We start from the raw sequence: 12238 nt of genomic DNA on the forward strand, positions 1-12238 counted from the left end.
CTTATCTATTAAAGTATTAAAGCTCTACCGATTTAGCTGAGACTTAGTTTTACTGGTGGCCACAAAATTAATTGGGTCGTCTGGCCACGGATGCTTAGGGTATCTACCTTTCATTTCTTTTTTTACATCTTGATACGCATTGTTCCAGAAATTAACTAAATCTTGAGTCACTTGTAACGGCCTTTGTGCCGGCGATAACAATTCTATTAACAAAGGTTGTTTACCGTGGCAGATAGCTGGGCTGGTTGGATCACCAAACATTTCCTGTAATTTGGCAGACAGTTTCGGCGTGTCGGCCAAGTAATCAATTTTTCGGCTAGAACCCGCTGGCGTTTTATAAGTGTCTGGACAGGCTTTTTGGAGTTCTTGTTGTAATGACCAGTCCATTGAATTTAGCAGTATGTCAGTAATGTTGAGTTTTTTTAATTGCGCGACACTTTTTACATCCGCCAAATAACTCACTAACCAGTTCTGCGGATTATTAATCCCCGTGAATAAAGACTCAAACAAAGAGTCATAACTAAAATCAGGCCAAGGCTTTTGTGAAGCGTTATCTTGTGAAGAGCTATTTTGAGGTAAATGTTCTGCCACTAGCTGTAATTTTTTGATCAGTACATCCGTTGACTCATTAATGTTTAAACAGTTCAGCCCTTTTTGCTTAATGTAATCCAACCAAATTTGTTGCCAACCTTCTGGCGTTAACGTCAAAGGTTTTGCCTTTTCTGATAGAACCAGCTCGCCAATTTTTACTTGCTGGGCTTGATACGGTTTTTGTAATGCGTCTGACCAACCGGTTTTATCCTCAGATACGATAAGCTCAGGTAACACCTCTTGTATTTCCGTTAAGCTTACCGCGGCATAAGATTGAACATACTGGCCGTATTGCCCAGCATTAAATTGTGCTATCACAATAAGCTCTGCGCTTGGTTCAACTTGGTTGGGATGAAATTGCACACCAACGCCGTTACTTAACTTCCACTGTTTACCAATCTTTTTGGCTATATTTTTGGCTATCCTGTCTGGAAATGCCAACGCCAATAACAAGCCTATATGTTCAGGCTCTAGCTGAGACTTTTGTATTTTTGCTAACTTAAAACGTTTGCCATAACGGTTAATAAACTCAGATAACTGCGACCAAGTGTAATGATCCATTTTTTCTATTTGCGCAGTTAAGTCGCTTTCGTTGTTAGACGCTCTACCGTGCTCAATTAATGCGGCTAATACACAAGCGGTTGGTAACAAACCACTTTGTTCGCTTGACGAGTTTTGCAAAGCTGCGGCTTTAAGCAACATTTTACTTAAACGTAATCCTGCTCCAATATTTTGATATTGGTTTGCCAAATTACTAACTTTCAGTCCGCTAACGCCTTGCTCTAAATAACCGCTTTCTAAATAGCCTAGCCCTTGTAGTTTTTGTTGCGCTACATTTAATAAAAAGGGTTCTGGTTTGGTGAGCCAAAATAAGTCGTTAAACTGTGCGCCCCACAAATGCACTTCTAGTAACAACTGGGCTAAATCGACTCGTTCTATTTCTGCTGTGTCGTGTTTTCTACGGCGGTCAAAGTTTTCTTGTGATCCTAAACGATAACAAAGTCCTGCGCGTAAACGCCCAGCACGTCCCATTCGTTGTACAGAAGACGCTTGTGAAATTTGTTGCGTCACTAACTGCTCAGATTTAAGCTTTGGTTGATACACCATTACTTTTTCAATGCCTGCGTCCACCACAATATCCACACCGTCTATGGTTAAACTGGTTTGAGCTATGTTAGTGGCCAGTACAATTTTACGCATGCCTTTTTCGGCTGGTTTTATTGCGTTAGCTTGTTGCTCTATGGTGAGGCCACCAAATAGCGGATAACATTTAATGTGTGCTGGTAAGGTTTGGTTTAGCCTTTGTTGCACTCGGTTAATTTCACCAATACCGGATAAAAACACCAAAACAGAAGACTGCTGATTGTTAAAATTTGAGTTAATCGCCACATCAACAGTACGGCAAATATCATCAATACTTGGGGTGGTATAAGTCGTTGCTGTGGCGTTTACGTATTCTAATGTAACTGGGTATTGTCTACCGTCTGACTCTACGACTGGAGCATCCAAGGAGGTTGATAAGGCTTGCAAGTCTAAGGTGGCCGACATGATCAGTACCTTAACCGTTTCATTTAACTCTTGTGCATCTAAGGTTAAGGCGAGCGCTAAGTCGGTTTGTAATGCACGTTCGTGGTATTCATCAAAAATAACTAAAGCAATATTGTTAAGCTCAGGATCATTTTGTAACTGCCTAACCAACACGCCGTCGGTCATTATGGTAATAACCGTATCTTGCGAGGTTTTGTTTTCACCACGCATTACCAAACCAATTTGCTGACCTATTTTTTGCTTTAACTGTGATGATAAATACGTTGCAATTTGCCTGGCGGCTACTCGGCGCGGCTCTAATATAATGATCTTATGCTGATTATTAAATTGCCCAGTTTGTAATAGTAATAACGGCAACCGAGTTGACTTACCAGCCCCTGGTGGCGCTTGCAAAATAACACGACTTGACGATAAAAGTGCTTCAGCCAGTTGTGGGAAAATATCATCTATTGGTAAGGTCATGTATTCTGCTTGCTCAGCGACTAAATTCAGCTTTAAGTGGAAACAATTATAAAGAATATTTAAACAAACAAAACCTTTAGATCCTTGAACGCTTGAAATGATAACGTCTGGAAAACACAAGGTCACAAAATACAAAAATCACTCGCGGTATTTTATTGCTTTAGATTTATCCAGCACTGACAAGTTGGCTATTGCTTATTGGCGTGACAAGCAAGGTTTTGCTCCTGATTAACACCACAAACAAAAACGCCGTGAGCAATTTTCATTCGTCACGGCGTACATACACTATTTAGTGCTTAGCTTGTTTTATCCTATCTTATCTTAGAGAACCAAGCTCTAAGGAAACACAGATCTAAGCAAATACAAGCTAAGGAAAAAACGGCACATTCAATTGTTCATCAAACAATATCCAGCTATCTGGTTTGCCATCGTTATTAACGTCACCGTTTGAATGTAAGTAACTCGATTTTAATGGGCTAGTCCCATTGAGTATTTCAATGTTATCCCACACACCATCGCCATCTGTATCCGCTTTACCTGCACTTTGACAAGGTGGATTACCCAAATCAGCTATCGCAGTAGAATAAGGCACGGTACAATTTGCTAACTCATCAGCATTACTAATACCGTCAAGGTCAGTATCTACATCATTGTAGGTAATGCTCTTTGAACCAGCTAATTTAGCACTCACCGCGCTGCTATCACCGCCATCATCACTATCACCCCAAGCCGTGACAGAGCCATCATTGTGCAATGCAGCAAAGGCTCCTTCTGTTGCGCTTATTGATACTATAGGCGTAGTACCTTCAAGTTCAGTAGTAACCGCGCTGCTATCACCGCCAAAGTCATCACTCCCCCAAGTGGTGACGGAGCCATCACTGTGCAGTGCAGCAAAAGCACCATAATTTTGACTACTTGCAGCACTAATTGATACTGCAGGATTACCACCACCAAGCTCAGTAGCAACCTCATCACTATCAGCGCCAAAACTATCCGCCCCCCAAGTAGTAACCGAACCATCATCGTGCAGTGCCGCAAAGGCTCCCCCTGCAGCGCTTATTGATACAACATCATTAGTACCGTCGATATCAGCAGCAACTGCGCCGCTATCGCCGCCGAAACTACCTCCCCCCCAAGTAGTAACAGAGCCATCACTGTGCAGTGCAGCAAAGGCAACAGTTGCTGCAGTTATTGACACAACCTCCTTACTACCATTAAGTGCAGTGGCAACCGCAGTGTCAGTGGTGCTATCACCGCCATTAACGGCATTCCCCCAACTAGTGACTGAGCCGTTACTGTGCAGTGCAGCAAAGGCTTGTCCTGTAGCACTTATTGATACAACAGGTTTACTGCTATTAAGTGCCGTCGCAACCGCAGTATCAGTAGTGCTATCTCCGCCAGTGTTACTACTCCCCCAGGTGGTGACAGATCCATCATCATGAAGAGCAGCGAATGCAGTAATTGTAGCACTAATTGATAGGACTGGATTGGTTGTATCATTAAGCGCAGTAGCGACCGCAGTGTCACTGGTACTATCACCGCCAAAGCTACTATTTCCCCAAGTAGTAACTGAACCATCATAATGTATCGCAGCGAATGCTGAGGTTGTAACGCTCATTGACACGACGGGATTTGTGCCATTAAGTTTGGTTTCTACCGTAGAACTATCACCGCCATAGTTACTACGCCCCCAAGTGGTGACGGAGCCGTTACTGTGCAGTGCAGCAAAGGCATTGTCTGTAGCACTTATTGATACAACAGGATTAGTACCATTTAGTTTAGTAGCAACCGTAGTGCTATTACCGCCTTCATTATCTCCCCAAGTCGTTACTGATCCATCAGTATGTAGTGCAGCAAAAGCTCCATAATACGTACCAATATCATCAAGAGAGGTACCACTGATTAACATGACGGGATTGGTACCATTAAGTTTGGTTTCTACCGTAGAACTATCACCACCTAATGCACTATCCCCCCAAGTAGTAACAGAGCCATCACTGTGCAGTGCTGCAAAGGCGTAACCATTACTAGCAATAGACTCAACACGCACCACACCTTGTGTAACCGTTAACGTGTAAGTGATGCTTTGCTCAATAAAGTCGTCACTTGTTGCTTCCGTTGCCGTAATAATGGTTGTTCCGGCACCTACCGGGGTGACTTCACCGCTATCATTTACGCTAGCAACATTAAGCTCTGATGAAGAATATGTAATAACACCGCCATTACCGCCAGTGGCCACTTGCGTAAATGCAGCGTCATCGGTGGTTTTTGTTATACCAGATTCACTGATGTCATCGCCAAATACTAATGACTGACCCGCTATTTTATTAACCGTTAACGTATAACTAACGCTTTGCTCAAGAAACTCGTCACTTGTCGCCTCCGTTGCGGTAATAGTGGTGGTTCCGGCAGCAATAATAGTGACTTCACCACTATCATTTACACTAGCGACGGTAAGCTCAGATGAAGAATATGTGATAACACCGCCATTACCGCCTGTAACCACTTGGGTAAATGCAGCGTCGGTGGTTATTTTTGTTATACCAAGCTCAGTAACGTCAGTACCAAATACCAGTACCTGACCTGCCACCTTAACAACCGGCGTATCTACTTCCTCAGTCCCCTTATTCGATTTACTGCAACCAAATAACAACACAGCAAATAACACCACAAAACATTTCTTTATGAGTACATCCATAACTAGCTCTCTTTAAATAGGAAATTAATATTCTTTAACGGGGATTATTTCATTCAGCTAAACAAAACAATATTGCACGGTATTGCACATGGCAAAGTGCACGTGGCAAAATGCTCGTAGCAAAATAAAATTACATTGGTGAGTAGGATAAATAAAAAATAGATGTGTAGATATATGCAGAGGTGGGGAATGTTTGCTTAAATGTCTCAACCTTTATCGTATTTGTCTCACAACAGTCTATTTCTGCAATAAAACTTGATTTAGCCATGCACTTATCAACAGAGAATTAACCGTAAGCTGTTCATTGGGATCACTAAAAAGTGAATTCAAATATATTTATATATAAAAAAACGGTGTTCAAGTTAACTTGAACGCCGTTTTATTTTTTGTTTTACTTAACTATTGATGTCGCTTTTGGTTTTACTGTTTAGTAAAAACTAAAGGTTATACGAAACACTCAACATCACTGTGTTTACATCTTGCTCTACACTGGTCTTTAACCATCTAAGTCCCAAGCTGGCTTTATCATTAAATTGGTACCCTAGCGTTAATCCATATAATAATGAGATATCGCTTTCTTTAAATGTATGTGATTCATCACCAACATCGATACCAATTTCACCACTCCATGAAAACAGACCTATTTGTGGAGCTAAGTACCAATCTTCTAAGTTATAGTTATTGGCTTCTTTGTATTGGTAAGTGTATTCAACACTCGCCGTTAAGCCTTTTCCGCTAACCTTATCAAGCTCAGATAACGCATCGACCAAATCATCCACTGAAGAGGTTACGCCATTAAACGTGAACGTTGCTGGTCCCAAGTCCATATAACCAGCGAGTACACGCCAGTCACTATAGATTTGATAACCTACCTCGGCATGATATGCAAAACGACTGCCGTCCGTTGATATGCCATTTTGCTCTTGGCTATTATTAGCTAAACCTTGCTCTGCGCTTTTATTACTTACTTCACTACTTGCACTACCTAGGCTTAAGCCAATCGTCAAATCACTCATTTTAAAGCTTTGTGATTGAGTCTCTGCAGCTTGAACGCCAGTGGCAAACAACACCAAGAATGCCGCCATTAGCTTTTTCATCAGTGTAGGTGTCGCTGTAGATGTAGATTTAGATTTAGATTTAGATTTAAGTTTAACTTTACGTATCAATAACAATATCAAACAACCAAATAAGCCCATGATTGGCATACTGCCACCACTGCTTTTTGCTTTTACTGTCACTTCTTTAAACACAGAATTAAATGTTGTACTTGCACTACTGGCTTCGCTGCTTGCGTCAGCACCTACAATGCTAGTCACTATTGCACCATTAACATTTGCACTGCCAACTAAAGCTAACGTAATGGTAACCGTCTCCCCTGCTTCAACACTTGCAATCGTACAGGTTAATAAAGTACCCACTAGTTCACAGTTATCTGGTACAACGCTCAATACAACACCTTCTGGTATCGTCGTGGTTATTTGTACATTCTCAGCCGTCTCGTCACCACTATTGGTAAGCGTGATTTCATAAGACATGTCATACGATGTGTTATTTGGTGTTGTGGCTACTGCACTAACCGTTAAATTTGCAACACTAGATGTTGATGATCCATTAAAATTACTTGCTGTGATTGTTATGGTGCTATCAGCAATGGTTAAACTAGTTTTAGCCCCTGCATTCCAATCTTCTGCAGCCGCTAAATTATAGACAGTACCATCCATTGAGGTAGTGCCGTTTTTATTGATTAACGCATTTACTTCAGCCTTGTCAGTTTCACTGAGTGTTAACGTAAATTCTGTTGAGCTACTGATATCAACATCTACTGTATCCGTTAATGTATAACTGTCACTCGCTTCACCTGTAAAGGTAAACATTGAAACGTCTATATCATTAGTTGCACCAGTTTTATCGGAAAAATTAATGCCAGTTACTGTTAATTTGCCATTTAAAACATCGTAAATAACACCTGTAATTTCAGGAAATACGATATGTAACATTTCAACTTTTGACAGTACCGGACTAATAACCGGTGACAGTGAATTAAATTGTGCACGCCAGCGTATATCGTCAGTGCCAGTTTCTGGGAAGGTAAAATTAGCACCAGATTTTACGCTATACCATTTGTCTCCACCATTATTACTGACGTAATAATCAATAGACGTGTTACGCGTCGTTTCTGTATTAGTTGTTGCGGTTGCGGTTAACGTCACTCCGAGAACATCAACCAAACTACCATTTACTTTATTTGAGTAAACCTGGTTACCATTAATGTTATGGTAAACTTGCTTGTATAGTTTATTACCACTGGTTGAGGAAGTGCTGCCTGCCATAATATCTATATCGCCATCACCATCTACATCAGCGGCTGCTATGGTATAGCTTAGATCTGTTTCAGTACCAATATCTATCCCTGTAGACGGAAAGCCACCATTGCCATCATTAAGATAAAGTTTATTGGTTTGGGTAACATTACCAACGATAACATCCAAGTCACCATCCGCATCTACATCGGCAACATCGAGACCATTAGTAGAATCTGTCTCATTACCAATATTGCTTCCTGCATCAAAAGTAACGCTAGTGTCCGTAACAGTTGTGGTATTTAAATACACCTCATTGTTACTACCATTAATAACAACAACTAAATCCAGAAAACCATTACCATCCATATCTGCTAAGGCGATTTCACGGATAGCAGCAGAGCCAGTGCCAATATCAACCCCGGTAACAAAAGTGCCATCGCCATTATTAAGGTAATATTGGCTTGTGGAGCCTGAGATACCACTGACGATATCTAAATCACCATCATTATCCACATCGCCAATAGCGACAGAATTTGTATCGGTTACACCGACACCGCTAAAAGCAACGCCTGCACCAAAACCGCCACTGCCATCATTAAGGTACACTTTATCCGATCTCCCCAAATTACCCGTGACCACATCTAGGTTACCATCCCCATTTACATCCGCTAATGTAATTGCTCGCGTGTCATCGCCATCACTGTCAATGTCAATTCCTGAATCAAAAACACCGGCATTATTAACATAGAGCTTATTGTTATCAGCATTACCTGAGACAATATCTAGGTCGCCATCATTATCGATATCCCCAACGGCCATTTGATAAGTTGTCAATGAATCACTACTAATATCAACACTTGAACTAGCAAAAACACCATTACCATTATTAAGATACAGTTTGTTAGTAGCACCATAGTTACTAACCAAAGCATCTAAGTCACCGTCGCTGTCTACATCTGCAAAAACGATGCTATTGGTATGATCTGCATCACTGTCAACCGTGGTGCCTGCTGTTGGAAAAAAACCACGGGTTTTATTAAGGTAGAGTTTGTTGGTTTGACTATAGTTACCTGCCACTAGGTCAAGGTCGCCGTCATTGTCGGTATCTCCCAGGGCAATAGACGAGGTAGCATCTGACTCACTGTCTATGTCTGTGCCTGCGCCTGCTGTAAAACCACCACTGCCATCATTAAGATAGAGTTTATTGGTTACATCATAATTACCTGCCACAACATCAAGGTCGCCGTCACTGTCGACATCCCCTAAAGCGATAGCGCGGGTATCATCTGACTCACTGCCTATGTCTGTGCCTGCGCCTGTTGTGAAACCACCACTGCCATCATTAAGGTAGAGTTTATTGGTGCCGTTATAATTACCTACCGCAAGGTCAAGGTCCCCGTCACTGTCGATATCCCCTAAGGCGATAGCGCGGGTATAATCGGAGTCACTGCCTATGGCGGTGCCTGTTGTAAAAGCACCACTGCCATCATTAAGGTAGAGTTTATTAGTGTCATTATTATTACCAGCCACAACATCAAGGTCGCTGTCGCCGTCAATATCTCCCAAGGCTATAGACAGGGTAACATCTACCTCACTGCCTATAGAGGTGCCTGTTGCATCAAAACCGCCACTGCCATCATTAAGGTAGAATTTATTGGTACTGTAGTAATTACCTACCACAACATCAAGGTCCCCGTCACTGTCGATATCCCCTAAGGCGATAGCGCGGGTATAATCGGAGTCACTGCCTATGGCGGTGCCTGTTGCATCAAAACCGCCACTGCCATCATTAAAGTAGAGTTTATTGGTTTGGCCTTCATTACCCGCCACAACATCAAGGTCACCGTCACCGTCAATATCCCCCAAGGCGATAGCGTAGGTTGTATCATTCTCATTACCTATCATTGTGCCCGTTGCATGAAAACCATCACTGCCATCATTAAGGTAGAGTTTATTGGTGTGAGTATAATTACCTGCCACAACATCAAGGTCACCGTCACCGTCAACATCCCCCAAGGCGATAGTGAAGGTTTCATCTGACTCACTATCTATGCCTGCGCCCGTTGCATCAAAACCACTACTACCGGCATTAAGGTAGAGCTTGTTGATTTCGCCAAACTCACCAACTACAAGGTCAAGGTCACCATCGCTGTCGATATCCCCCAAGACGATAGAGAGGGTATCATCTGACTCACTACCTATAACTGTGCCTGCGTCTGTTGTAAAACCACCACTACCATCATTAAGGTAAAGTTTATTGGTTACGTAATAATTACCTGCCACAACATCAAGGTCACCGTCACTGTCAATATCGCCCAAGGCGATAGACCTGGTATAATCTGACTCACTACCTATATCTGTGCCCAAGCCTGTTGTAAAACCACCACTGCCATCATTAAGGTAAAGTTTATTGGTGCCGTAATTACCTGCAACAACATCAAGGTCGCCGTCGCTGTCAATATCGCCCAAGGCGATAGACCTGGTACCATCTGACTCACTACCTATGGCGGTGCCCGCACCTGTTGTAAAGCCGCCACTGCCATCATTAAGGTAGAGTTTATTGGTGCCGTTATTACCTGCCACGACATCAAGGTCACCGTCGCTGTCAATATCCCCCAAGGCGATAGAGTAGGTAGTATCTGACTCACTGCCTATATCTGTACCTGCGCCTGTTGTGAAGCCACCGCTGCCATCATTAAGGTAAAATTTATTGGTTTGATTGTAATTACCTACCACAACATCAAGGTGACCGTCACCGTCAATATCCCCCAAGGCGATAGCGTAGGTTGCATCATACTCACTACCTATCATTGTGCCCGTTGCATCAAAACCACCGCTACCATTATTAAGGTAGACTTGATTGGGGCCATTATTACCCACTAAAAGGTCAAGGTCGCCGTCACCGTCAATATCCCCCAAGGCGATAGACCATGTCTCATCTGAATCACTGCCTATGTCTGTGCCTGCACCTGTTGTGAAACCGCCACTGCCATCATTAAAGTAGAGTTTATTGACTCCATCATTACCTGCCACAACATCAAGGTCGCCATCACCGTCAATATCCCCCAAAGTGATAGCGTAGGTAATATGAGTATCACTACCTATGTCGCTGCCTGCGGTGTTTCCGTCGGGGAGTCTATGTTGCTGCTGTTTTGACCAAGCCAAATACACTACTTGCTCTTCAGTCGATAAATTGGCCGTTGTTTTTGTGGTGTCAATTGAAGTGTCACTTAAAAAATCATCGGTGAAAGTGACGGTTGCGGCAACAACGCCAACACTCGTAATAAGTGCAAAAGAAGCTAACCACTTCTTTTTTGAATTAGGTGTCAGGTTAAACATGTGTGTATCTACCTTCTTGATTATGGATTTATAGCTAGCTCTTGTGCTGGCTTTTGTGCTGGCGCTTATAGCAGTCTCTTTTTTTATAGACATCCTGAGTGTTTCATACTTATAAAATGGCATTTAAAATAACAAAAATATTAACTAATAAATATTACACGGCATTACACGTGGTTAATTCAAATTAATTTATGAGGTAGGATAAATAAAAAATAGATATGTAGATATATGCAGAGGTGGGGAATGTTTGCTTAAATGTCTCAACCTTTATCGTATTTGTCTCATATTGGTCTATTGCTACAGTAAAACTTAATTTAACCACAAACAAAAACGCCGTGACCAATTTTCATTCGTCACGGCGTACATACACTATTTAGTGCTTAGCTTGTTTTATCCTAACTTATCCTAGAGAACCAAGCTCTAAGGAAACACAGATCTAAGCAAATACAAGCTAAGGAAAAAACGGCACATTCAATTGTTCATCAAACAATATCCAGCTATCTGGTTTGCCATCGTTATTAACGTCACCGTTTGAATGTAAGTAACTCGATTTTAATGGGCTAGTCCCATTAAGTACTTCAATGTTATCCCAAACACCATCGTCATCTGTATCCGCTTTACCTGCACTTTGACAAGGTGGATTACCCAAATCAGCTATCGCAGTAGAATAAGGCACAGTACAATTTGCTAACTCATCAGCATTACTAATACCATCAAGATCAGTGTCGGCGTCATTGTAGGTAATGCTATTTGAGCCAGCTAATACATCACTCACCGCGCTGCTATCGCCGCCATTGGTATCACCACCCCAAGTAGTGACCGAGCCATCACTGTGCAGTGCAGCAAAGGCACTATCTGTGGCGCTTATTGATACAACAGGATTAGTGCCATTAAGTTCAGTAGTAACCGCACTGCTACCACCACCATATAACCCCCAAGTCGTGACCGAGCCATCACTGTGCAGTGCCGCAAAGGCATAATCTGCTGCGCTTATTGATACAACAGGCGTAATACCATCAAGTTCATTAGTAACCGCACTACTATCACCGCCATAACTAGTATCACCCCAAGTGGTGACCGAGCCATCACTGTGCAGTGCAGCAAAGGCAAAATATGTAGCGCTTATTGATACAACATCTTTATTGCTACTGGCTACGGTAGCTTCAGTGTTATTACCGCCATTACTAGTATCACCCCAAGTGGTGACCGAGCCATCTCTATGCAGTGCAGCAAAGGCAAAATATGTAGCGCTTATTGATACAACATCTTTATTGCTACTGGCTACGGTAGCTTCAGT

General features: G+C 42.2%; 3 protein-coding genes and 1 pseudogene. All 4 read right to left on the reverse strand.

Annotated elements, in window-relative coordinates:
* Window positions 1-24: 24 nt before the first annotated feature.
* Window positions 25-2601 carry an ATP-dependent helicase HrpB gene (hrpB, locus tag Q0940_RS07670; RefSeq protein ID WP_299266529.1) on the reverse strand — a complete coding sequence of 859 codons (2577 nt, stop codon included), beginning with the start codon at window positions 2599-2601 and terminating at the stop codon, window positions 25-27.
* A 367-nt stretch (window positions 2602-2968) separates the two neighbouring features.
* On the reverse strand, window positions 2969-5299 hold the full coding sequence (locus Q0940_RS07675) for a hypothetical protein (RefSeq protein ID WP_299266532.1): 2331 nt from the start codon (window positions 5297-5299) through the stop codon (window positions 2969-2971).
* 437 nt (window positions 5300-5736) lie between these two features.
* Window positions 5737-10941, reverse strand: a complete 5205-nt coding sequence (locus tag Q0940_RS07680) for an FG-GAP-like repeat-containing protein (RefSeq protein ID WP_299266535.1) — start codon at window positions 10939-10941, stop codon at window positions 5737-5739.
* A gap of 451 nt (window positions 10942-11392) precedes the next feature.
* Window positions 11393-12238: pseudogene (locus Q0940_RS07685) on the reverse strand (hypothetical protein); the annotation flags it as partial.

Origin of the sequence: uncultured Psychrosphaera sp. (genome assembly GCF_947500655.1) — a bacterium.
GTDB lineage: Bacteria > Pseudomonadota > Gammaproteobacteria > Enterobacterales > Alteromonadaceae > Psychrosphaera.

Excerpts from the sequence above, each read along its gene's own strand:
- Q0940_RS07680 (WP_299266535.1), bottom strand. The coding sequence starts at position 10,941 with ATGTTTAACCTGACACCTAATTCAAAAAAGAAGTGGTTAGCTTCTTTT.
- hrpB (WP_299266529.1), bottom strand. The coding sequence starts at position 2,601 with ATGACCTTACCAATAGATGATATTTTCCCACAACTGGCTGAAGCACTT.
- Q0940_RS07675 (WP_299266532.1), bottom strand. The coding sequence starts at position 5,299 with ATGGATGTACTCATAAAGAAATGTTTTGTGGTGTTATTTGCTGTGTTG.